This window comes from Streptococcus sp. HF-2466 (assembly GCF_015594645.1).
In the GTDB taxonomy this organism is placed as follows: domain Bacteria; phylum Bacillota; class Bacilli; order Lactobacillales; family Streptococcaceae; genus Streptococcus; species Streptococcus anginosus.
Window position 1 is genome coordinate 26,258 of record NZ_JADNQU010000012.1, and the last position, 21,646, is coordinate 47,903.

General features: G+C 40.4%; 22 protein-coding genes and 2 tRNA genes. 18 read left to right on the forward strand and 6 right to left on the reverse strand.

From position 1 onward, the window contains the following. Window positions 1-4 precede the first annotated feature (4 nt). A complete protein-coding gene (gene rsmA / locus IYQ91_RS08645; protein WP_049506810.1) occupies window positions 5-880 on the forward strand; it encodes a 16S rRNA (adenine(1518)-N(6)/adenine(1519)-N(6))-dimethyltransferase RsmA in 876 nt (291 codons plus the stop codon). A gap of 59 nt (window positions 881-939) precedes the next feature. Here the strand turns inward: rsmA and IYQ91_RS08650 are convergent. After that, window positions 940-1,028, reverse strand: a tRNA-Ser gene (locus tag IYQ91_RS08650). A gap of 125 nt (window positions 1,029-1,153) precedes the next feature. After that, a tRNA-Leu gene (locus IYQ91_RS08655) sits at window positions 1,154-1,236 on the reverse strand. Between the two features lie 110 nt (window positions 1,237-1,346). On the opposite strand from IYQ91_RS08655, the gene rsgA reads away from it, so the two are divergent. The 11 genes from rsgA to gap all read left to right on the forward strand — a co-directional run bounded on the left by rsgA (window position 1,347) and on the right by gap (window position 12,364). Further along, entirely contained in the window at window positions 1,347-2,225 is an 879-nt protein-coding gene (rsgA, locus tag IYQ91_RS08660; protein WP_195673600.1) for a ribosome small subunit-dependent GTPase A, read from the forward strand. Between the two features lie 12 nt (window positions 2,226-2,237). Then, window positions 2,238-2,897, forward strand: a complete 660-nt coding sequence (rpe, locus tag IYQ91_RS08665; RefSeq protein WP_003026463.1) for a ribulose-phosphate 3-epimerase — start codon at window positions 2,238-2,240, stop codon at window positions 2,895-2,897. Continuing rightward, entirely contained in the window at window positions 2,890-3,522 is a 633-nt protein-coding gene (locus tag IYQ91_RS08670; RefSeq protein ID WP_195673601.1) for a thiamine diphosphokinase, read from the forward strand. The genes rpe and IYQ91_RS08670 overlap by 8 nt, the downstream gene beginning before the upstream one ends. A 1-nt stretch (window position 3,523) precedes the next feature. Continuing rightward, on the forward strand, window positions 3,524-4,780 hold the full coding sequence (locus tag IYQ91_RS08675; protein WP_195673602.1) for a DNA recombination protein RmuC: 1,257 nt from the start codon (window positions 3,524-3,526) through the stop codon (window positions 4,778-4,780). Continuing rightward, the gene (locus tag IYQ91_RS08680) at window positions 4,770-5,714 is read left to right on the forward strand and encodes a 3'-5' exoribonuclease YhaM family protein (RefSeq protein ID WP_195673603.1); all 945 of its coding nucleotides are present in this window, start codon (window positions 4,770-4,772) and stop codon (window positions 5,712-5,714) included. The genes IYQ91_RS08675 and IYQ91_RS08680 overlap by 11 nt, the downstream gene beginning before the upstream one ends. 91 nt (window positions 5,715-5,805) lie before the next feature. Continuing rightward, window positions 5,806-6,624: a pur operon repressor gene (gene purR, locus IYQ91_RS08685; protein WP_195673604.1), complete on the forward strand. Its 819-nt coding sequence runs from the start codon at window positions 5,806-5,808 to the stop codon at window positions 6,622-6,624. A 13-nt stretch (window positions 6,625-6,637) separates the two neighbouring features. Continuing rightward, entirely contained in the window at window positions 6,638-7,204 is a 567-nt protein-coding gene (locus IYQ91_RS08690; RefSeq protein WP_195673605.1) for a hypothetical protein, read from the forward strand. 201 nt (window positions 7,205-7,405) lie between these two features. After that, window positions 7,406-7,819 (forward strand): 30S ribosomal protein S12, encoded by a 414-nt coding sequence (gene rpsL, locus IYQ91_RS08695; RefSeq protein ID WP_003026451.1) that lies wholly within the window; start codon window positions 7,406-7,408, stop codon window positions 7,817-7,819. A gap of 19 nt (window positions 7,820-7,838) precedes the next feature. Beyond that, a complete protein-coding gene (gene rpsG / locus IYQ91_RS08700; RefSeq protein ID WP_003026449.1) occupies window positions 7,839-8,309 on the forward strand; it encodes a 30S ribosomal protein S7 in 471 nt (156 codons plus the stop codon). A 451-nt stretch (window positions 8,310-8,760) separates the two neighbouring features. Beyond that, window positions 8,761-10,842 (forward strand): elongation factor G, encoded by a 2,082-nt coding sequence (gene fusA / locus IYQ91_RS08705; RefSeq protein ID WP_003026447.1) that lies wholly within the window; start codon window positions 8,761-8,763, stop codon window positions 10,840-10,842. A gap of 514 nt (window positions 10,843-11,356) precedes the next feature. Beyond that, the gene (gene gap / locus IYQ91_RS08710) at window positions 11,357-12,364 is read left to right on the forward strand and encodes a type I glyceraldehyde-3-phosphate dehydrogenase (protein ID WP_003026445.1); all 1,008 of its coding nucleotides are present in this window, start codon (window positions 11,357-11,359) and stop codon (window positions 12,362-12,364) included. Between the two features lie 224 nt (window positions 12,365-12,588). Here the strand turns inward: gap and rnjA are convergent, their stop codons facing one another. Continuing rightward, on the reverse strand, window positions 12,589-14,271 hold the full coding sequence (gene rnjA / locus IYQ91_RS08715; RefSeq protein WP_117645104.1) for a ribonuclease J1: 1,683 nt from the start codon (window positions 14,269-14,271) through the stop codon (window positions 12,589-12,591). A gap of 3 nt (window positions 14,272-14,274) precedes the next feature. Further along, window positions 14,275-14,505, reverse strand: a complete 231-nt coding sequence (locus tag IYQ91_RS08720) for a DNA-directed RNA polymerase subunit epsilon (protein WP_106384694.1) — start codon at window positions 14,503-14,505, stop codon at window positions 14,275-14,277. Window positions 14,506-14,782: 277 nt separating this feature from the next. Between IYQ91_RS08720 and tsaB the strand changes: the two genes are divergently transcribed. The 5 genes from tsaB to IYQ91_RS08745 are packed head-to-tail and all read left to right on the forward strand — an operon-like array spanning window position 14,783 to window position 17,920. Then, window positions 14,783-15,466, forward strand: coding sequence for a tRNA (adenosine(37)-N6)-threonylcarbamoyltransferase complex dimerization subunit type 1 TsaB (gene tsaB / locus IYQ91_RS08725; protein ID WP_195673606.1), 684 nt, complete (start codon window positions 14,783-14,785; stop codon window positions 15,464-15,466). Beyond that, entirely contained in the window at window positions 15,463-15,903 is a 441-nt protein-coding gene (gene rimI / locus IYQ91_RS08730) for a ribosomal protein S18-alanine N-acetyltransferase (protein ID WP_003026437.1), read from the forward strand. The genes tsaB and rimI overlap by 4 nt, the downstream gene beginning before the upstream one ends. Continuing rightward, window positions 15,896-16,909 (forward strand): tRNA (adenosine(37)-N6)-threonylcarbamoyltransferase complex transferase subunit TsaD, encoded by a 1,014-nt coding sequence (tsaD, locus tag IYQ91_RS08735; protein WP_022525995.1) that lies wholly within the window; start codon window positions 15,896-15,898, stop codon window positions 16,907-16,909. Before rimI ends, tsaD begins: the two co-directional genes overlap by 8 nt. Window positions 16,910-16,911: 2 nt before the next feature. Further along, window positions 16,912-17,607, forward strand: a complete 696-nt coding sequence (locus IYQ91_RS08740) for an AzlC family ABC transporter permease (RefSeq protein WP_195673607.1) — start codon at window positions 16,912-16,914, stop codon at window positions 17,605-17,607. Then, window positions 17,597-17,920 carry an AzlD domain-containing protein gene (locus IYQ91_RS08745; protein WP_022525993.1) on the forward strand — a complete coding sequence of 108 codons (324 nt, stop codon included), beginning with the start codon at window positions 17,597-17,599 and terminating at the stop codon, window positions 17,918-17,920. The genes IYQ91_RS08740 and IYQ91_RS08745 overlap by 11 nt, the downstream gene beginning before the upstream one ends. Window positions 17,921-18,491: 571 nt before the next feature. Here the strand turns inward: IYQ91_RS08745 and galU are convergent. Together galU and IYQ91_RS08755 are read right to left on the reverse strand one after the other, a co-directional pair. Next, the gene (gene galU / locus IYQ91_RS08750) at window positions 18,492-19,391 is read right to left on the reverse strand and encodes a UTP--glucose-1-phosphate uridylyltransferase GalU (RefSeq protein ID WP_022525992.1); all 900 of its coding nucleotides are present in this window, start codon (window positions 19,389-19,391) and stop codon (window positions 18,492-18,494) included. Between the two features lie 27 nt (window positions 19,392-19,418). After that, window positions 19,419-20,435, reverse strand: coding sequence for an NAD(P)H-dependent glycerol-3-phosphate dehydrogenase (locus tag IYQ91_RS08755; protein ID WP_106384686.1), 1,017 nt, complete (start codon window positions 20,433-20,435; stop codon window positions 19,419-19,421). Window positions 20,436-20,688: 253 nt separating this feature from the next. On the opposite strand from IYQ91_RS08755, the gene IYQ91_RS08760 reads away from it, so the two are divergent. Beyond that, entirely contained in the window at window positions 20,689-21,378 is a 690-nt protein-coding gene (locus IYQ91_RS08760) for a gamma-glutamyl-gamma-aminobutyrate hydrolase family protein (protein WP_195673608.1), read from the forward strand. Window positions 21,379-21,646: the final 268 nt, after the last annotated feature.

Consider the following 21,646-nt stretch of genomic DNA (forward strand, 5'->3'; position numbering starts at 1 on the left):
ATTTATGAGAATTGCGGATTATAGTGTGACGCGAGCTGTGCTTGAGCGTCATGGTTTTACTTTTAAAAAATCATTCGGTCAGAATTTCTTGACCGATACCAATATTTTACAAAAAATTGTGGACACAGCTGAGATTGATGAGAATGTTAATGTTATCGAAATCGGACCAGGCATCGGAGCTCTAACTGAGTTTTTGGCAGAAAATGCAGCCGAAGTTATGACTTTTGAAATTGATGAGCGCTTGGTGCCGATTTTGGCAGATACTTTGCGGGATTTTGACAATGTGCGCGTGGTCAATGAAGATATTCTTAAGTCAGACTTGCAAGCCCGAATCAAGGAATTTGCTAATCCAAATCTTCCTATCAAAGTGGTGGCCAACCTGCCCTACTATATTACCACTCCTATCCTCATGCACTTGATTGAGAGTGGCATTCCTTTTAGTGAATTTGTCGTGATGATGCAGCGAGAAGTGGCTGATCGTATCTCGGCGCAACCCAATAGTAAATCTTATGGCAGTTTGTCAATAGCGGTGCAGTATTATATGACCGCCAAGGTCGCTTTTATCGTACCACGAACAGTCTTTGTTCCTGCTCCAAATGTGGATTCGGCTATCCTCAAGATGGTCCGCAGAGACCAGCCAGCAGTTGGGGTCAAGGATGAAGCTTTCTTCTTCAAAGTCTCAAAAGCTAGTTTTACCCACCGCCGGAAAACCCTCTGGAATAATCTGACCAGTTATTTTGGGAAGTCGAATGAAGTCAAAACAAAGCTAGAGTCCGCTTTGGACAATGCTGAGTTATCTCCAAGTGTACGAGGAGAAGCGCTTGATTTGCAAGAATTTGCACGTTTAGCAGACAGCTTATATGACGAGGGATTCAGATGAGTTGAATAATATTGTAAACAAAAAGCCTCACTAAGTTCGTCTTAGTGAGGTTCTTTATAAGGAAAGGACGGGATTTGAACCCGCGCATGAATAAAATCCATTTGCCGGATTTCGAGTCCGGTGCCGTACCAAGCTGGGCCACCTTTCCAAAATTTAGAATAAGCAATTTTTGAATGGGCTCGATAGGAGCATTCAAAATAGGCTATTTCGTTTTAGGCGAGAAGACAAAGCGTAGCATAAGCTGCAATACCAAAACACCTAACAAAATAAAAATGCGGAAAAAGGGATTTGAACCCTCACGTCCGAATGGACACATGCGCCTGAAGCATGCGCGTCTGCCGTTCCGCCATTTCCGCTCGGTATCTATTATACCATATTAGAAACGTTTTTCATCGTTTTTTTGCACTAAAAAGCAAAATACTTGTTTTTTTGATATAATGAACTTATTAAGGTTAAAGGAGTTCATTTGAAAGGAACAATTGTGAAAGCCTTGGCTGGCTTCTATTATGTAGAGTCAGAAGGCAAGGTGTATCAGACCAGAGCCAGAGGGAATTTTCGTAAGAAAGGTCAAACTCCCTATGTGGGAGATGAGGTCGAATTTTCTGCTGAGAAAGATTCTGAAGGATACATTTTAAAAATAGCAGAGCGAAAAAATAGTCTAGTGAGGCCGCCCATCGTTAATATCGAGCAGGCTGTCGTGATAATGAGTGCCAAAGAGCCAGATTTTAATCCCAATCTTTTGGATCGGTTCTTAGTTCTTTTGGAGCAGAAAGCCATTCATCCGATTATTTATATCAGCAAATTGGATTTGTTGGAGGATGACAAGGAGTTAGATGTTTTTCTTGAGGTTTACCAAGCGATTGGTTATGATACTGCCAAAACAGTCGCAGAACTGTTGCCATTTTTGACAAGTAAAAAGACGGTTTTCATGGGGCAGACGGGAGTTGGCAAATCCACTTTGCTCAATAAAATTGCACCGGATTTACAGTTAGAGACGGGTGAGATTTCAGATAGTTTAGGCCGCGGCCGTCATACGACACGAGCTGTCAGTTTTTACAATCTTAATGGAGGAAAAATTGCGGATACTCCGGGATTTTCTTCCTTGGATTACGAAGTGGACAATGCGGAGGATTTAAACCGAGCATTTCCTGAAATTGCTGAAGTCAGTCGCGACTGTAAATTCCGAACCTGTACTCATACGCATGAACCGAATTGTGCGGTGAAACCTGCAGTTGAAAATAGAACGATTGCTGTCTTTCGATTTGAAGATTACTTGCAATTTTTGAGTGAAATTGAACATCGTCGTGAAACCTATAAAAAAGTAGCTAAGAAGCAACCTAAGTGAGGAGGAAGCCAAATGAAATCTTATAAAATTGCACCGTCTATTTTAAGTGCAGACTATGCTAATTTTGAATCAGAATTGAAAAAATTAGAAGCCACAGGGGCAGATTACGCTCATATTGATATTATGGACGGACATTTTGTACCCAATATCAGCTTCGGTGCGGGTGTGGTAGCGAGCATGCGACCACATAGTAAGTTGGTGTTTGATTGTCATCTCATGGTCTCCAATCCAGAACACCATATTGAAGATTTTGCTCGTGCGGGTGCAGATATTATCAGCATCCACGCTGAAGCAACACCACATATTCACGGAGCTTTGCAAAAGATTCGGGCAGCTGGTGTCAAGGCAAGTGTTGTTATCAATCCGGGAACGCCTGTTGAAGCGGTGAAAAACGTACTTAATCTAGTTGACCAAGTCTTAGTAATGACTGTCAATCCGGGCTTCGGTGGACAAGCTTTTCTACCAGAAACAATGGATAAAGTACGCGAATTAGTCGTTTTGAGAGAAGTGAACCAACTAGACTTTGATATTGAAGTAGACGGTGGTATTGATGATGAAACCATTGGCATTGCCAAAGAAGCTGGTGCCAATGTCTTTGTGGCAGGTAGTTACGTTTTCAAAGGTGATGTCGCTCATCAGGTTCAAACCTTGAAAGAAGCATTGCATGATTAAAATTGCTCTCTTTGCTGGTGGGACGATAGATAATTTTCAAATGGATTTTGACCTCTTTATCGGGGTAGATAGGGGAAGCTTGTTTCTCATTGAACAAGGCATTTGCCCAGATTTAGCGGTCGGTGATTTTGATTCTGTTTCGGAGGAAGAGTTGGCTTTGATTTGTTCTCAATCGAAAGAGGTACTTCAAGCACAACCTGAAAAAGATGATACGGATTTAGAGTTGGCTGTCAAAGCTGTTTTTGCACGTTCTCCACAGGCGCAAGTGACGATTTTTGGTGCTTTTGGCGGGCGCTTGGATCATACTTTGGCAAATATTTTCTTGCCGAGTAATCCAGAAATTACTCCTTATATGCAGCAAATTCGACTGTGCAATGCACAAAATCAGCTCTGCTATTGTCCTCAAGGGCGGCACGAGGTAAAGCCAGTAGCTGGTATGAACTATTTAGCTTTTATACCTGCGGACAATAGCCGGTTGAGCATTGAAGGAGCTAAATATCCTTTAAACGAATCCAATTATTTTTTCAAAAAAGTGTATGCTTCTAACGAATTTATAGATGAGCCCGTTTTTTTAGAGTGCCAATCAGGTTATGTTATTGTCATTTATAGCAAAGACAGGAGTTAGTATGGAGTTTGTAATCATCCTCTTATTGTTGGGAAATCTTATTGTGACCTTTCTTTTGTGGCAAAAGAATCAGCAACAGACAGACCAACAGAAAAAGATTTTTGAAGATCAAGCCGATCAGTTATCTGATCAGTTGGATTATCGTTTTGAACAGGAGCGGCAGCAGAGCCTTTTAGCACAGCAACAGCTGGAATTAACTCTGGGAGATCGTTTGGGAGAGGTGCGCACGGATTTACATCGAAATTTAACAGAAATGCGGTTAGAGATAAGCGAGAATCTAACCAAAAATCGTGATAAGACAGACGAACGAATGCGTCAGATTCAAGAGTCAAATGACCGTCGTTTAGAACAAATGCGCCAAACAGTGGAAGAAAAATTAGAGAAAACGCTGCAGACGCGGTTGCAAACCTCCTTTGAAACAGTTTCAAAACAATTAGAATCAGTCAATCGTGGCCTAGGAGAGATGCAACATGTAGCGCGTGATGTGGGTACTCTAAACAAAGTGCTCTCCAATACCAAAACACGTGGAATTTTAGGCGAATTGCAGCTTGGACAAATCATTGAAGATATTATGACACCAAGTCAGTATGAACGCGAATTTGCGACGGTTGCAGGATCTAGTGAGCGCGTAGAGTATGCGATTAAATTACCGGGACAAGTGGAAAAAGAATACATCTACTTGCCGATTGATTCCAAGTTTCCGCTCGCTGACTACTATCGCTTGGAGGATGCTTACGAATCAGGGAACAAAGAAGAGATTGATTTGTACCGCAAGTCTTTGCTAGCGAGTGTCAAACGTTTTGCCAAGGACATCAATAAGAAATACTTAGCGCCTCCTGCAACAACAAACTTTGGCGTGATGTTTTTACCAACGGAAGGGCTTTATTCAGAAGTCGTTCGCAATCCGGAATTCTTTGACAGTTTGCGTCGAGACGAGCAGATTGTGGTAGCAGGACCGTCTACGTTGTCTGCCCTACTCAATTCGCTTTCGGTCGGTTTTAAAACGCTCAACATTCAACGAAGTGCAGATGACATCAGCAAGGTTTTGGGCAATGTCAAATTAGAATTTAATAAATTTGGTGGCATTTTGCTCAAGGCGCAAAAACATTTGCAACACGCTTCTGGAAATATTGATGAATTGCTGACGCGCAGAACCAATGCTATCGAGCGAACTTTGCGCCATATTGAAATTTCGGACAAATCGGACTTAAATGGTCTGCTAGATTTCCAAGATGAAGAGGAAGAATATGAAGATTAACCAAATGAAAAAAGACGAGCTGTTTGAGGGATTTTATCTCATCAAATCCGCTGAACTACGTCAGACAAGAGCTGGAAAAAATTATTTGGCATTCACCTTTCAAGATGATACGGGAACGATTGAAGGAAAATTATGGGATGCCCAACCTCACAATGTAGAAGAATTTACTGCTGGAAAAGTCGTGCACATGCAAGGGCGCAGAGAAGTGTATAACAACACCCCTCAAGTCAATCAAATTACCTTACGATTGCCTAAAGTTGGCGAGCCAAACAATCCAGCTGATTTTAAGGAAAAACCACCAGTTGATGTCCAAGAACTACGTGACTATCTGTCACAAATGATTTTTAAAATTGAAAATCCAGTTTGGCAGCGTGTGGTGCGGGCTTTGTATGCTAAATACGATAAAGAATTTTACTCCTATCCAGCAGCGAAAACCAATCACCACGCTTTTGAGGCAGGACTTGCTTTTCATACAGCTACAATGGTGCGGCTGGCAAATGCCATTGGTGAGATTTACTCGCAATTAAATAAGAGCTTGCTCTATGCAGGAATTATGCTCCATGATTTAGCAAAGGTGCTGGAATTGACAGGTCCAGAGCAAACAGAATACACCGTTCGAGGCAATCTCATCGGACACATCGCTTTGATTGATGAAGAAATAACAAAGGTGTTGGCAGAATTAAAAATTGACGACACTAAAGAAGATGTCATTGTTCTCCGTCATGTTCTGCTAAGCCATCATGGCTTGTTGGAGTACGGCAGTCCTGTCCGTCCGAAAATCATGGAAGCTGAAATTATCCACATGATTGACAATTTAGATGCGGAAATGATGATGATGACTTCGGCTCTAGCCTTGGTTGGCGAGGGTGAGATGACCAATCGAATCTTTGCTATGGACAACCGCTCTTTCTATAAGCCTAATTTTGATAAGTAAAAAGCGAAAAACGAATGTTATTGCAAAAATAATGTTCGTTTTTTGGGCTGATTATGATATAATGAAGAAAATAAAATAAATTGGTGAAAAAATGAAATTAAGAAGAAGTGAACGCATGGTAGTCATTTCTAACTACCTAATCAATCATCCGTACGAATTAACAAGTCTCAATACATTTGCTGAAAAGTATGAGTCCGCAAAATCTTCCATTTCCGAAGATATTGTCATTATCAAACGTGCTTTTGAAGGAATGGAAATCGGGCATATCGAAACCATTACAGGAGCAGGAGGAGGCGTTATTTTTACTCCCTCTATCTCGGATAAAGAAGCTAAAGCAATGGTGGAAGACCTCCGCATGAAATTGTCTGAAAGCAATCGGATTTTACCCGGTGGCTACATTTACTTATCGGATTTGCTGAGTACGCCTTCTATTTTAAACAACATTGGACGCATTATTGCCAAGACGTTTCGAAATCAAAAAATTGATGCCGTAATGACTGTTGCCACAAAAGGAGTGCCGTTGGCAAATGCAGTGGCAAATGTGTTAAATGTTCCATTTGTCATTGTGCGCCGCGACTTGAAAATCACAGAGGGTTCAACGGTTAGTGTCAATTATGTGTCTGGTTCAAGTGGTGACCGTATTGAAAAAATGTTTTTGTCGAAACGCAGCCTGAAAGCTGGAAGCCGTGTGTTAATCGTAGATGATTTCTTAAAAGGTGGCGGAACAGTCAATGGCATGATTAGTCTTTTACGAGAATTTGATTCGGAATTGGCTGGTGTAGCGGTCTTCGCGGAAAATGCACAGACAGAACGTGAACATTTGGATTACAAATCATTGTTGAAAGTGACAGCTATTGATGTGAAGTCCAACAAAATCAGCGTAGAAGTTGGGAATATTTTTGACAAATAGATGAGGTGAAAATTTGAAAAATATATTGGATAAATTGGATCAAAGCTCCTTGTGGCTGAGAGTTTCGATTGTTACAGTTTTGGCACTCATTCTTGCTGCGGGATTATTTTTCGTTAAAAAGCAAGATGACGCGGCGCGTGCAGCCGCTCCGACTGTAAGACGAACAGTTTCAACGTCAAAAACCTCAGAGTCGAAAGCAGAAAAGGACAAAAAAGAACAAGCGAAAATTGTGCAAGAAGCAGAAGAGGCTGTTAAAAAACTGGAAGCGGAGCAGACAACAGCTAATGTAACAGCTGCTCAGGAAAAAGTAGATAAGGTAAAAGACGAAACACAAAAGACTCAATTTCAACAGCGGATTAAGGCAGTCAGTGATGCGATTGCGGCGCGTGTAGCTAGCGAAGCAGCTGCTACAGAAAGTCAAAATGCTGTGACGCCTCAAACAGATGCAGGGCAAACGTACCAACAAACTTATCAACAAACTTATCCTCAAACCTATCAAGCGCCAGCAACTTCAGCTACCACAGGACAGGCTGAGACCAATTCAGTTCAAACTCCAGCCGCAAATACTACGGGGCAGTAACTGGGATTTCAATAGGAAAACTATAAAAAATATATTGACAAAGAAAGAGCCGTCGTGTTATACTAATAGACGGTACTTTTTACTTTTGGTCTCTCAAAAGTGTACAGAGACGTGCTGACAAATGTTGCAAAAGTACACGCAGATGATAGCTGTCACCAAGTGTATCATCACCAAAATTAAAAAAATACAGGAGAAATGTAGATGCCTACAATTAACCAATTGGTTCGCAAACCGCGTAAATCAAAAGTAGAAAAATCTAAATCACCAGCTTTAAACGTTGGTTATAATAGTCTTAAACGTGTACCTACTCGTGAAAACTCACCACAAAAACGTGGTGTTGCAACTCGTGTTGGTACTATGACACCTAAAAAACCTAACTCAGCTCTTCGTAAATTTGCTCGTGTACGTTTGAGCAATCTGATCGAAGTAACTGCATATATCCCAGGTATCGGACATAACTTGCAAGAACACAGCGTTGTGCTTCTTCGTGGTGGACGTGTAAAAGACCTTCCAGGGGTACGTTACCATATCGTTCGTGGTGCACTTGATACTGCAGGTGTAACTGATCGTAAACAAGGCCGTTCTAAATACGGTACGAAAAAACCAAAAGCATAAGGAAAGGGGATAAAGATCAATGAGTCGTAAAAACCGTGCGCCTAAGCGCGAAGTATTGCCAGATCCGCTCTACAATTCAAAATTAGTGACACGTCTTATCAACCGCGTTATGCTTGATGGGAAACGTGGTACAGCAGCTTCGATCGTATATGGTGCTTTTGAACAAATCAAAGAAGCTACTGGAAATGATGCACTTGAAGTATTTGAAACAGCTATGGAAAATATCATGCCTGTACTTGAAGTACGTGCTCGCCGTGTTGGTGGTTCTAACTACCAAGTCCCAGTTGAAGTTCGTCCAGAACGTCGTACAACTCTTGGACTTCGTTGGTTGGTAACTATTTCACGTTCACGTGGAGAACACACTATGCAAGATCGCCTTGCAAAAGAAATCATGGATGCAGCTAACAATACTGGTGCAGCTGTTAAAAAACGTGAAGATACTCACCGTATGGCTGAAGCTAACCGTGCTTTTGCTCACTTCCGCTGGTAAGATTAAGATACTAAGGGCGTTAAAAAAGCGACAGAAAATTAGGAAACTTGACGAAGAATCAGAGATTCTAGGAAAGTTTATACCTAAAGGTAGCCATATCCCTAATACAGCAAAGCTGAAAGGGCTACGTCTCTATTTTCCGAGCTTTTAGCCCGAGTTCAATTGAGTTTTTGAGATTTTAGTCCGAACTCAAATTTAAGATGCGAAAGCGTTAAAAGAGTCCAAGAGAAAATAGGAAATCAAAGCAGGTTGCGATTGCAACCAATAAGATTTATCTTTTTCTTTAGATTTTTAGCTTAATCAAAATTGTTAGGATCGTAAAAGCGTTAGGCATTGCACTTAACCCAATCAACTACAAAAACTTCAGGAGGAGCGGGTAGGATTTGCCTACTCGCTTTTCTTAAAATATGTTATAATAAACTGTAAATAAAATAATAGGAGAAACAACCAAATGGCTCGCGAATTTTCACTTGAAAAAACTCGTAACATCGGTATCATGGCTCACGTCGATGCTGGTAAAACAACAACGACTGAACGTATTCTTTACTATACCGGTAAAATCCATAAAATTGGTGAAACACACGAAGGTGCTTCACAAATGGACTGGATGGAACAAGAACAAGAACGTGGTATTACCATTACATCTGCTGCAACAACAGCACAATGGAAAGATTACCGTGTCAACATTATCGACACACCAGGACACGTGGACTTCACAATTGAAGTACAACGTTCCCTTCGTGTATTGGATGGTGCCGTAACTGTCCTTGACTCACAATCAGGTGTTGAACCTCAAACGGAAACAGTTTGGCGTCAAGCAACTGAATATGGTGTTCCACGTATCGTATTTGCTAACAAAATGGATAAAATTGGTGCAGACTTCCTTTACTCAGTAAGCACTCTTCACGATCGCCTTCAAGCAAATGCTCATCCAATTCAATTGCCAATCGGTGCAGAAGATGATTTTCGTGGTATCATTGACTTGGTTCGCATGAAAGCCGAAATCTATACAAATGACCTTGGAACAGATATTCTTGAAGAAGATATTCCAGCTGATTATCTTGAACAAGCCCAAGAATGGCGTGAGAAATTGGTAGAAGCAGTTGCTGAAACTGATGAAGACTTGATGATGAAATACCTTGAAGGTGAAGAAATTACTGAAGCAGAACTAAAAGCTGCCATCCGTAAAGCAACTATCAATGTTGAATTCTTCCCAGTTCTTGCTGGTTCTGCCTTCAAGAACAAAGGTGTTCAAATGATGCTTGATGCAGTTATTGACTACCTTCCAAGCCCACTTGACATTCCAGCTATCAAGGGTGTAAATCCAGATACTGAAGAAGAAGAAACTCGTCCTGCATCTGATGATGAACCATTTGCAGCACTTGCTTTCAAGATTATGACAGACCCATTTGTTGGTCGTTTGACTTTCTTCCGTGTGTACTCAGGTGTCTTGAACTCAGGTTCATACGTTTTGAATACTTCTAAAGGAAAACGTGAACGTATCGGACGTATCCTGCAAATGCACGCTAACCACCGAAATGAAATCGAAACAGTTTACTCTGGTGACATCGCTGCGGCTGTTGGTTTGAAAGATACTACAACTGGTGACTCATTGACAGATGAAAAGGCAAAAATTATCCTTGAATCTATCGAAGTTCCAGAACCAGTTATCCAATTGATGGTTGAACCTAAGTCAAAAGCTGACCAAGATAAGATGGGTATTGCCCTTCAAAAATTGGCTGAAGAAGATCCAACTTTCCGCGTTGAAACTAACGTTGAAACTGGTGAAACAGTTATCTCTGGTATGGGTGAACTTCACTTGGATGTCCTTGTAGACCGTATGCGTCGTGAATTCAAAGTTGAAGCAAACGTAGGTGCTCCTCAAGTATCTTATCGTGAAACTTTCCGTGCACAAACATCAGCACGTGGATTCTTCAAACGCCAATCAGGTGGTAAAGGTCAATTCGGTGATGTTTGGATTGAATTTACTCCAAATGAAGAAGGAAAAGGATTCGAGTTTGAAAATGCTATCGTTGGTGGTGTGGTTCCACGTGAATTCATCCCAGCTGTAGAAAAAGGTTTGATTGAGTCAATGGCAAATGGTGTTCTTGCTGGTTACCCAATCGTTGACGTGAAGGCAAAACTGTATGATGGTTCATACCACGATGTCGACTCATCTGAAACAGCCTTTAAAGTTGCTGCCTCTCTTGCTCTTAAAGAAGCTGCTAAGACTGCGCAACCAACCATTCTTGAACCAATGATGCTTGTTACAATTACTGTACCAGAAGAAAACCTCGGTGACGTTATGGGACACGTAACAGCTCGTCGTGGACGTGTTGATGGTATGGAAGCTCATGGTAACAGCCAAATCGTTCGTGCCTATGTTCCACTTGCTGAAATGTTCGGTTATGCAACAGTTCTTCGTTCAGCATCACAAGGACGCGGTACTTTCATGATGGTATTTGACCACTACGAAGATGTACCGAAGTCAGTACAAGAAGAAATCATTAAGAAAAATAAAGGTGAGGCTTAATCAAGTCAAGCCCATGCGTCCGCAGTTGCGGGCGTTTTTTATAAAAAAGGAAGCTGGGACAATGTACTCAGCTTCCTTTGTTTATATAGTCAGAATTATAAGATGCAGTGGTTTGGAGAAGCTCTATTCACTTTAGTCAATGTAGAGTTTCCCATGCACAATTAATTAGGCACTTTAGTGCCAATTAATCACTGCTGAGTGGACTCTAATACGTTGATAAATCAACTTTTACAGCTCTACTCAACCGTACAGAGGTGGGACGATGAAATCAAGTTTTTACGAAACTACTGATTTCTGTCCCACTCTCTTTTTGCATATCTCCCACGTAGCTTCCGAAAATGAAAGAGAAATGAAAATCTTTGAAAGGAATGATATTCCTTGTTAATAATGCTGAAATCAGTTGCAATTTTAAGGGATAAAGTATATAATAGATATGTTGAAAGGTGATTTGTAGCAACTCAAGTTACTCTTTTCACATAAAAATTTTTTGATTTTCATAAGGAGGAAATCACGAATGGTAGTTAAAGTTGGTATTAACGGTTTCGGTCGTATCGGTCGTCTTGCATTCCGTCGTATCCAAAACGTAGAAGGTGTTGAAGTTACTCGTATCAACGACCTTACAGATCCAGTTATGCTTGCACATTTGTTGAAATATGACACAACTCAAGGTCGTTTCGACGGTACTGTGGAAGTTAAAGAAGGTGGATTCGAAGTTAACGGTAAATTCGTTAAAGTTTCTGCTGAACGTGACCCAGAACAAATCGACTGGGCTACTGACGGTGTAGAAATCGTTTTGGAAGCAACTGGCTTCTTTGCTAAGAAAGATGCAGCTGAAAAACACCTTAAAGGTGGAGCTAAGAAAGTTGTTATCACTGCTCCTGGCGGAAACGATGTTAAAACAATCGTATTTAACACTAACCACGATGTTCTTGATGGTACTGAAACAGTTATTTCAGGTGCTTCATGTACTACAAACTGCTTGGCTCCAATGGCTAAAGCACTTCAAGACAACTTCGGTATCGTTGAAGGTTTGATGACAACAATCCACGCTTACACTGGTGACCAAATGATTCTTGACGGTCCACATCGTAAAGGTGATCTTCGCCGTGCTCGTGCTGGTGCTGCAAATATCGTTCCTAACTCAACTGGTGCTGCTAAAGCTATCGGTCTTGTTATCCCAGAATTGAACGGTAAACTTGATGGTTCAGCCCAACGTGTTCCAACTCCAACTGGATCAGTTACTGAATTGGTTGCTGTTCTTGAAAAGAATGTAACTGTTGATGAAGTAAATGCAGCTATGAAAGCAGCAGCTAACGAATCATACGGTTACACAGAAGATCCAATCGTATCTTCAGATATCGTAGGTATGTCATTTGGTTCATTGTTTGATGCAACTCAAACTAAAGTTCTTGATGTTGACGGAAAACAATTGGTGAAAGTTGTATCTTGGTACGATAACGAAATGTCATACACTGCACAACTTGTACGTACTCTTGAATACTTTGCAAAAATTGCTAAATAATTCATCAGTATAGAGAAGAGAGGTTCGCCTCTCTTTTTTTGTTGTCATTCGCTCCTCGGCTCAGACTTGTGGAAGTTGGGAGTTGAATATGTATAAAAATTAAATTAGAATGTTGATAAAACTCCAGAGTTTCCACTCGTTTGGTCGTTATGACCAAGCTACAATAAAAACAACTTGACTTTACCCAAATCAAGTTGTTTTTTTACTATGTAAGGATTGTATTGCTAGATTTCTTCATCTGGTGTTAAAATCATTGGGATGATAATGGGCTCACGCTCTGTGTTTTCATATAAAAATGGTCTAAGAGCATTTACGATAGCACCATTGACTGACTGGATGCTAGCATCTTTATTTTTTAATGCAATACGAATCGCATTGAAAAGAATACGTTGGCTATGACGGATCAGTTCACCTGATTCACGCATATAGATAAAACCGCGACTAAGGATATCGGGACCAGCCAAAATCATTTTTGATTTAAAGTCAACGGTAGCTACTGCAAGGACAACGCCATCTTCGGAAAGGTCACGTCTGTCGCGAAGGACTGCGGCACCGATTTCTCCGATACGATTACCATCAACATAAATATCTTGGGCATTGAAACTTCCTGCAATACGAGCTGAATTGGCAGTTAAAGCAAGGACGTCTCCATTGCTCATGATAAAGATATTCTTTTTAGGGATGCCTGTATCCATTGCAAGTCCAGCATGAACTTTTTGCATGCGGTATTCACCATGAACTGGCATAAAATACTTAGGTTTTATCAAACGGAGCATCAATTTTTGCTCTTGTTGTCCACCGTGTCCAGATGTATGGATGTTATTGATTTTTCCGTGGATAACATCAACGCCGGCTTCTGAAATGGTATTGATGAGCTTATTGACACTGGTGGTATTTCCAGGGATAGGACTAGAAGAGAAAATCACTGTATCACCTGGTTGAAGCTGCACTTGACGATGTGTTCCATTCGCAATGCGTGAAAGAGCTGCCATTGGCTCTCCTTGACTTCCTGTACACATGATTAGAATTTCATTTGCGGGATAGTCTTTGATTTCGTTTGGTTCGATGAAGGTTCCTTTAGGTGTTTTGATGTAACCTAGCTCAATTCCATTGGTAATGGCTTTTTCCATTGAGCGTCCAAAAACAGCAATTTTTCGGCCAGTTTTAACCGCAGCATCCGCAGCTTGTTGAAGACGGAAGATATTTGAGGCAAAGGAGGCAAAAATAATCCGCCCGTGAATGCCTTCAATGATTTTCATGATAGATTGACCAACGACTTTTTCGGAATTTGTGAAAGTTGGAATTTCTGCATTGGTGGAATCAGAAAGAAGTGCTAGAACGCCATCTTCCCCAAGAGCTGCCATTCGATGTAAATCTGCTGGCTCGCCAACGGGGGTAAAGTCAAACTTGAAGTCACCCGTACAAACAATTTTCCCTTGAGGTGTGTGGATGACAATTCCCAAAGGCTCTGGGATAGAGTGAGTTGTGCGGAAGAAGGTTGCTTTTAAATTTTTAAATTGAAGTTCGGTATTTTGATTGATTTCGTAGAGTTTAGCGTCACGTAAAAGTCCGTGCTCTTCCAATTTACCACGAATCAGTGCAAGGGCAAGTGGTCCAGCATAAATGGGAACATTTGCTTGCTTGAGAAGGAAGGGAATCCCTCCGATGTGGTCTTCGTGACCGTGAGTAATCAACACTCCTTTGATACGGTCAATATTTTCTACGATATAAGAATAATCAGGAATGACATAATCAATCCCTAAGAGGTCGTCTTCAGGAAATTTAATCCCTGCATCAACGATGATAATCTCATCTTGGTATTCAATCCCATAGGTATTTTTTCCGATTTCTCCTAAACCACCAATGGCAAATACACCGACTTCTTCGGGTTTTAAAGTATATGACATGGTTTAGAGCTCCGTAATTGTAAAGTTGCCTGATTTTTTTTCGTATTCTAAATGTTTGTCAGACAAAAGTGTAATCAATTCAACATTATAAGGTGTTTTTTCTTCGACGAGTTTCCGGGCTTTGATGCGTCCTTCTAGTTCGTCTTTGGCGTCAATATCCAAGTAGAGAGAATGCGTGTTTTCCCGACGTGGATTGCGTTCTTTTGTTTCTTGATAAAAAACTTTGTAAATCATTTCAATTCCTTTCTCATTCATAATCAATCTACCAGAAAATAGCCACCTTATTTTCAAGGGCGGTCTCCATCTATTTGATTTTCTGGGTAATAAATTGATTTTGATACGTTACAATTATAATCATTATATCATAAAAAGGTTATTTAGTAAAAGAAAGAAGTGAGAAAAACTAGGAAAACGATTTTCAAAAGGTCTTGTTTTTTTGGAAATCATATTGAGGAAATCCGTATTTTTTGTAGTATAATAGAAAGTAGATTATCACAAAGGAAAGATAAGAATGAAAGTTTTAGCTTTTGACACATCCAGCAAAGCCCTAGCAATTGCGATTTTAGAAGATGAGAGTTTGCTTGCTGAGATGACGATAAATATTAAGAAAAATCATAGCGTTACATTGATGCCGGCTATTGATTTTTTAATGGAAAGTTTGGATTTAAAACCAACTGACTTAGAACGCATTGTGGTTGCAGAAGGTCCGGGTAGTTATACAGGTTTGCGAATTGCTGTGGCAACAGCCAAAACGTTAGCACATACGCTTAAAATAGATTTGGTAGGAGTTTCTAGCTTGCGAATTCTGGTGCCAGAGGACATTGACGGCTTGGTCATTCCTCTCATGGATGCTAGACGCAATCATGTCTATGCTGGTTTTTATGAAAATGGCAGAGCAGTTCAGCCAGAAGCTCATTTATCTTTTGAAGAAGTGTTAGAAAAAGCCAAGTCTGCTTCTCAGGTAACTTTTGTAGGAGAAGTGGAAAATTTTGCGGAGCAGATTCAATCCGCTTTGCCAGCAGCTCTTATCAAAGCAACCCTGCCAAGCGCTGTGCTCCTTGCTAAAATCGGTCTGCAACTATCGGATCGTTCTGTTCATGATTTTGTGCCGAATTACCTCAAGCGAGTGGAAGCAGAAGAGAATTGGCTCAAAAACCATCAAGAAACGAACGATTCTTACATCAAGCGCTTATGATTGAGATTAAAAAAGATGAAAAAAAGCAGGTTGCTGATTTGGCAGAGCAGATTTACCAAGTATTAAAAGATGTGTATGCTGTCAGTCCTTGGAATATAGAGCAGATTGAGAAAGATTTACAAAATCCTTTGTCGGTTTATGTTTTGGCTTTGGAAGCTCAAAATTTAATTGGCTTTCTGGCTTTTCAAGGGTCGGATTTTGAAGCGGAAGTTTTACAAATTGCGGTTAAGAAAGCCTATCAAGGACAAAAAATTGCGACCGCTTTGTTTGAACATCTGCCAATTGACAAAGAGATTTTTCTTGAAGTGAGAGAATCCAACAAAGCAGCTCTGCTATTTTACCAAAAAGAGAAATTTATAAAAATCGCTCGGCGTAAGAATTACTATCATGAGCCAGTGGAAGATGCGATTGTAATGAAAAGAGAAAACAATGAATGACAGATATATTTTAGCTTTTGAGACCTCCTGCGATGAGACTAGCGTGGCAGTTTTAAAGAATGACACTGAACTCTTATCCAATGTTATTGCCAGCCAGATTGAGAGCCATAAACGTTTTGGTGGCGTGGTACCGGAAGTGGCTAGCCGTCACCATGTGGAAGTTATCACAGCTTGCATTGAGGAGGCTCTTGCGGAGGCTGGTATTACAGAAAAAGAAGTGACTGCAGTAGCAGTAACTTATGGACCAGGGCTGGTAGGCGCCCTCTTAGTCGGGTTGGCAGCTGCCAAGTCTTTTGCGTGGGCACATCATTTACCGCTTATTCCTGTCAATCATATGGCAGGTCATCTGATGGCGGCTCAGAGTGTTGAGAAATTAGAATACCCTCTTTTAGCATTATTAGTCAGTGGAGGGCATACGGAATTGGTTTATGTTAGCGAAGCTGGTGATTATCAGATTGTCGGAGAAACACGCGATGATGCAGTTGGAGAAGCTTATGATAAAGTTGGTCGTGTGATGGGATTGACTTATCCAGCTGGGCATGAGATAGATGAATTGGCCCATAAAGGACAAGATATTTATGATTTTCCGAGAGCGATGATTAAAGAGGATAATTTAGAATTTTCTTTCTCTGGGTTGAAGTCTGCCTTTATCAACCTATGTCACAATGCGGAGCAAAGGGGTGAAAGTTTGTCGAAAGAAAATTTGGCTGCTAGTTTTCAAGCTGCTGTTTTAGATATTCTCATGGCAAAAACAAAAAAAGCTTTGGAGAAATATCCTGTTAAGACCTTAGTCGTTGCGGGCGGTGTTGCTGCTAATCAAGGTTTACGTGAACGTTTAGCAGCTGAAATGACAGATATCAAGGTAGTCATACCGCCTTTGCGTCTCTGTGGGGACAATGCAGGAATGATTGCTTATGCGAGCGTCAGTGAGTGGAATAAGGGGAATCTTGCAACATTGAGCTTGAATGCTAAGCCAAGTCTGGCATTTGACACAATGGAAGAATAAATATGATTGGAAAAAGTTTTAAGGATGGGGCTAAGGCAGCGATGACAACGGCTCTTGGGTATATTAGTATTGGACTAGCTTGTGGAATTATTGGTGCCTCTTATGTCAGTCCTCTTGAAATGGCACTCATGAGCAGTTTAGTCTATGCAGGAAGTGCTCAGTTTGCTATGCTAGCACTTCTTGCGATTCACGCACCGGTAACAGCTATTGCTCTGACAGTTTTTTTAATCAATTTGCGGTTGTTTTTGCTGAGCCTTCATACATCAACCTTTTTTCGGCATGCCAGTCTCTTGCAAAATATCGGTATCGGAATACTCTTGACAGATGAGACCTATGGCGTTTTATTAAGTGAGCGTGTCCATACAAAGGATATTTCGCTTCAGTGGATGTACGGCAATAACATTACGAGCTACCTTGCTTGGATTGTCGGATCTGTGGTCGGAACGACATTAGGAAGTCTTTTGCCAAATCCAGAAATGTTTGGCTTGGATTTTGCGCTGGTGGGCATGTTTATTGGGATTTTTTCTTCCCAATTTTTAGTGATGCTCCATAAAACAAAACTTCAAAAACTTTTGGTGATTTTAGTTGTGGTCACTTTGTCATTCTTTGCTCTGATAATGGTAATCTCTTCTTCATTAGCTGTGTTATTTTCAACCTTATTAGGCTGTGCTGTGGGGGTAATACTAGATGATAAATAATTATATATTTGTCGCCATTCTTCTCTCAGCCTTGGTGACGTGGCTAGCGCGGGTGACTCCTTTTATCTTGGTAAAATATCGCGGCTTACCTAAAGTTGTAGAACGATTTTTACAGTATTTACCAGTCTCTATTATTTTTGCATTGATTTTATCCAGTATTACCAAGGGAGAAGTAGGACACTTGCCAACCTTCAAGTGGCTAGATTTAGTAGCCGTTTTTCCGACAATATACATTGCTTTTCGCTATCGCAACTTAGTGATGGCTGTAGTTTTTAGTGTGATATTGGTAGCTATTCTGCGATTTATCTTTTAACTTTAAAGAAATAACTCTGTCTTAGGAAATCACTAGGGCGGAGTTTTAGTTAAAATAACCGTTTAAGATCTAAAACAGACTATTCAGGATTTTAATGAGCTTTTTATTTAGATTGAGCAGGATGAGAGCTTGTTATAAAGTAGATTTGCGGTTACTATTTTCATTTCCAAAGGGGCTTTTTCTGAGTTTGCCAAAAGCAGTATTGAGACTTACTTCGCAAACTCTATCTATAACCTCAAGTCAGTTCTTTGAGCAATTATCTACTTCGTTAAGAATTTTGGATATCAAAAAATAAGGCAGGGACAAAAGTCCGACCTCAAGTATAAAAAGCGAACAAAACTAGTTTTCTGGTAATCAGAATTCTGCTTTGTTCGCTTTTCGCATTTAATTATAGATTTGAAGGGCTTAATAATTAAGATTTTTAAAAATTGAAATCTTTTTATCCCAAACTTTTTACAAGCTATTGTTTTCCCAACAAATGTAGTGATTGGAAAAGCACTTTTGATTTTAATCAATTAGAGTTCCTTGGAACAATTGATTAGGAATAGGTGCCACCCATCACAGCTATCTGTTAGTTTTCTTTTTTGTCTAATTTCTTGCCTAACTCAATAATGTATTGTTTCATATCGTCTTTGATTTGAGGATGTTTGAGGGCATAGTCAATAGATGTTTTCATAAAGCCAAATTTGTCGCCGACATCATAACGGTCACCTGTGAACTCACGAGCGAATACTCTTTGTGTTTTGTTGAGAGTATCAATAGCATCTGTCAGCTGGATTTCATTTCCGGCACCTGGCTTTTGTGTTTCCAAGATGGAGAAGATTTCAGGTGTTAGTAGGTAGCGTCCGATAATGGCGAGATCACTTGGTGCGTCTTCTGGTTTTGGCTTTTCAACAAAAGTTTCAACGCTGTAGAGTCCATTTACTCCTTCACCTTGTGGATCAATAACGCCGTAAGAAGAAACTTCGTCGTGTGGCACTTTCATGACAGCAATAGTTGAAGCATGTGTTTCCTCGTAATCGTTCATCAATTGCTTGGTAAGTGGTACTGCTTTGTCATTTGTAATGTCCATTAGGTCATCACCTAGCATGACAACGAAAGGTTCATTCCCAACGAAAGCTTTGGCTTGTAAAACAGCGTCTCCAAGCCCACGTGGATGGCTTTGACGAATGAAATGAAGACCGATACCAGTCGTTTCATCTACGAGTTTTAAAAGATCAGATTTACCTTTTTCTTTGAGGTTGTACTCCAATTCAAAATTTGAATCAAAGTGGTCTTCAATGGAGCGTTTGGATTTACCTGTTACAACCAGAATGTCTTTGATACCGGATTTTAACGCTTCTTCAACAATAAATTGAATAGTTGGTTTGTCAACAATAGGCAGCATTTCTTTGGCGAGCGCTTTGGTTGCTGGCAAGAAACGAGTTCCGAGTCCAGCAGCAGGGATAACAGCTTTTCTTACTTGAGTCATATGACCCTCCTTTTTTGTAGTAGCTAATTACGACCATTCGTTTTCAGCTTTGAATTCATTATTCATTATATCATAAATGGCGTCTTTTATGTTAAGGCTTTCATAAATCACATGATAGATCGCTTGAGTAATTGGCATATAGACACCCAGTTCTTGTGCGAGTTCGTAAGCAGCTTTGGTGGTGGAAATGCCTTCAATAACCATGCCCATGTTGGCTTCGATATCTTCTAACTTTTCACCGCGACCAAGAGCGTCACCAGCGCGCCAATTGCGTGAGTGAACGGAGGTTCCTGTGACAATTAAATCTCCCACTCCGGATAAACCGCTATATGTTAAAGGACTGGCACCGAGTTTGACACCGAGACGGGTGATTTCTGCTAAGCCACGCGTGATAATAGCGGCTTTTGCATTGTCACCATAGCCAAGACCGTGAAGAGCCCCTGCTCCGACCGCAATGATGTTTTTGAGTGCACCCGCTGTTTCCACACCGATGACATCTGTATTGGTGTAGAGACGGAAGTAGTGATTGCTGAAAAGGTTTTGGACGTATTTAGCTGTTTCTAAGTCTTTTGAAGCTGCTGTGATGAGAGTAATGTCGCGAACGATAGTCTCCTCAGCGTGGCTGGGACCAGAGACAACGACGATTTCGCTACGGAATTGTTCAGGCAATTCTTCCTCTAAAATCATGGAAAGTCGTTTGTGAGTGTCGGGCTCCAGACCTTTTGAAGCATGCATCACTTTAACTGGATGATCCAGCACCTCGGCTACTTGTTTGGCTACAAGACGTGTGACCTTGGTTGGAACGACGAAAAGGATAGCATCCACGCCATCAAGGGTTTCTTTTAAGTCGTAATACGCTGTGATCTTTTCATCAAGAACAATATCTTTAAAATACCGTTTGTTAGTGTGGTGCTCGTTGATTTCAGTAATTTGTTCGGCAATATTGCCCCAAATACGAACTTCATGTCCGTTGTCATTTAATACTTGTGCCAAGGCAGTACCCCATGAACCAGGGCCTAAAACAGCAACTGTTTGTTTTTCCATGTTCTTCTCCTTATAGAGTTTTCTAATTTCATTTTACCATAGAAAGCGATAAATTTCTTGTTTAGTAGTAGCTTGTTTTTATAAGTTATTATTTTATAAGAATAAAGGCTGATTAAAGTGCATAAAAAGAGTGTAATGAGGCAGGAGTTGTGGCTAGTATAAAAACTATTTATCACGACCTTTAAAAAAATCAATTGGACGGCAGGTAGAGGAAGTGGTAAGATTGTGTGTATATCAATGAGGAGGGAATCGTATGAGCAGACCGATTGTTGGAGTGACCGCTAATCTTTGTCCTGTCGATAAGGAAGGTAAAAATATTCACTCGTCCGTTTCTAGTAAATTTGCTGAGAGTATCAGAATTGCTGGCGGATTACCTATGATTATCCCTGTTGGTGACAAAAGTTTGGTGAGGGATTATGTTGAAAGTATTGATAAATTGATTTTGTCCGGCGGACAACATATGCACCCCACTTTTTACGGAGAAAAGCAGACGATTGAGAGTGATGATTACAATATGGTGCGAGACGAGTTTGAGCTGGCTCTGTTAGCAGAAACTATTCGACAAGAAAAACCAATTATGGCAATTTGCCGAGGCTTGCAGTTGGTCAATGTTGCTTTTGATGGAACGCTCAATCAGCATATTGACAACCATTGGCAGGGCTTACCTTTTGGAACGTCTCATTCTATTCAAACTGAGAAAGGCAGCATTGTTGAAGAATTGTTCGGTCGTGCTAGTCAGATTAACTCTGTCCACCGACAAAGTATTAAAGATTTGGCACCGAATTTTCGCGCAACAGCTTTTGATCCTAGGGATAAAACCATTGAAGCGATTGAGTCGCTAGATGATAGTCGGATCATTGGGCTTCAATGGCACCCAGAGTTTTTAGTCAATGAAGAAAAAGGGAATCTAGAACTTTTTCAGTATCTTTTGCAGAAATTGTAAATTTAAAATACGGCTTAAGCTTCATTTAAGAAAATCGTTTTATAATAATATTATCAAATGAAGACCTCCTAACTTTATTTGATGAAATCCTAAAACTTTTTCATAATAATCTCCCTATAAGGATCACCAAAGAGGTGGTCTTTTTTCTACCATTTGTCAAGCAATTCAATGTTTTTCAGTCAAAGAATTGATGATTGATTTGATTTTAATAGTTTATCCTAGCCCTTTTTGGCTCTTTTGATTGGAAAAAGAGTACACAAAATCAACA

Coding starts and splice junctions, on each gene's coding strand:
- rsmA (WP_049506810.1), top strand. CDS start 5: ATGAGAATTGCGGATTATAGTGTGACGCGAGCTGTGCTTGAGCGTCAT.
- rpe (WP_003026463.1), top strand. CDS start 2,238: ATGAAATCTTATAAAATTGCACCGTCTATTTTAAGTGCAGACTATGCT.
- IYQ91_RS08670 (WP_195673601.1), top strand. CDS start 2,890: ATGATTAAAATTGCTCTCTTTGCTGGTGGGACGATAGATAATTTTCAA.
- IYQ91_RS08675 (WP_195673602.1), top strand. CDS start 3,524: ATGGAGTTTGTAATCATCCTCTTATTGTTGGGAAATCTTATTGTGACC.
- IYQ91_RS08680 (WP_195673603.1), top strand. CDS start 4,770: ATGAAGATTAACCAAATGAAAAAAGACGAGCTGTTTGAGGGATTTTAT.
- purR (WP_195673604.1), top strand. CDS start 5,806: ATGAAATTAAGAAGAAGTGAACGCATGGTAGTCATTTCTAACTACCTA.
- rpsL (WP_003026451.1), top strand. CDS start 7,406: ATGCCTACAATTAACCAATTGGTTCGCAAACCGCGTAAATCAAAAGTA.
- rpsG (WP_003026449.1), top strand. CDS start 7,839: ATGAGTCGTAAAAACCGTGCGCCTAAGCGCGAAGTATTGCCAGATCCG.
- fusA (WP_003026447.1), top strand. CDS start 8,761: ATGGCTCGCGAATTTTCACTTGAAAAAACTCGTAACATCGGTATCATG.
- gap (WP_003026445.1), top strand. CDS start 11,357: ATGGTAGTTAAAGTTGGTATTAACGGTTTCGGTCGTATCGGTCGTCTT.
- rnjA (WP_117645104.1), bottom strand. CDS start 14,271: ATGTCATATACTTTAAAACCCGAAGAAGTCGGTGTATTTGCCATTGGT.
- IYQ91_RS08720 (WP_106384694.1), bottom strand. CDS start 14,505: ATGATTTACAAAGTTTTTTATCAAGAAACAAAAGAACGCAATCCACGT.
- tsaB (WP_195673606.1), top strand. CDS start 14,783: ATGAAAGTTTTAGCTTTTGACACATCCAGCAAAGCCCTAGCAATTGCG.
- rimI (WP_003026437.1), top strand. CDS start 15,463: ATGATTGAGATTAAAAAAGATGAAAAAAAGCAGGTTGCTGATTTGGCA.
- tsaD (WP_022525995.1), top strand. CDS start 15,896: ATGAATGACAGATATATTTTAGCTTTTGAGACCTCCTGCGATGAGACT.
- IYQ91_RS08740 (WP_195673607.1), top strand. CDS start 16,912: ATGATTGGAAAAAGTTTTAAGGATGGGGCTAAGGCAGCGATGACAACG.
- IYQ91_RS08745 (WP_022525993.1), top strand. CDS start 17,597: ATGATAAATAATTATATATTTGTCGCCATTCTTCTCTCAGCCTTGGTG.
- galU (WP_022525992.1), bottom strand. CDS start 19,391: ATGACTCAAGTAAGAAAAGCTGTTATCCCTGCTGCTGGACTCGGAACT.
- IYQ91_RS08755 (WP_106384686.1), bottom strand. CDS start 20,435: ATGGAAAAACAAACAGTTGCTGTTTTAGGCCCTGGTTCATGGGGTACT.
- IYQ91_RS08760 (WP_195673608.1), top strand. CDS start 20,689: ATGAGCAGACCGATTGTTGGAGTGACCGCTAATCTTTGTCCTGTCGAT.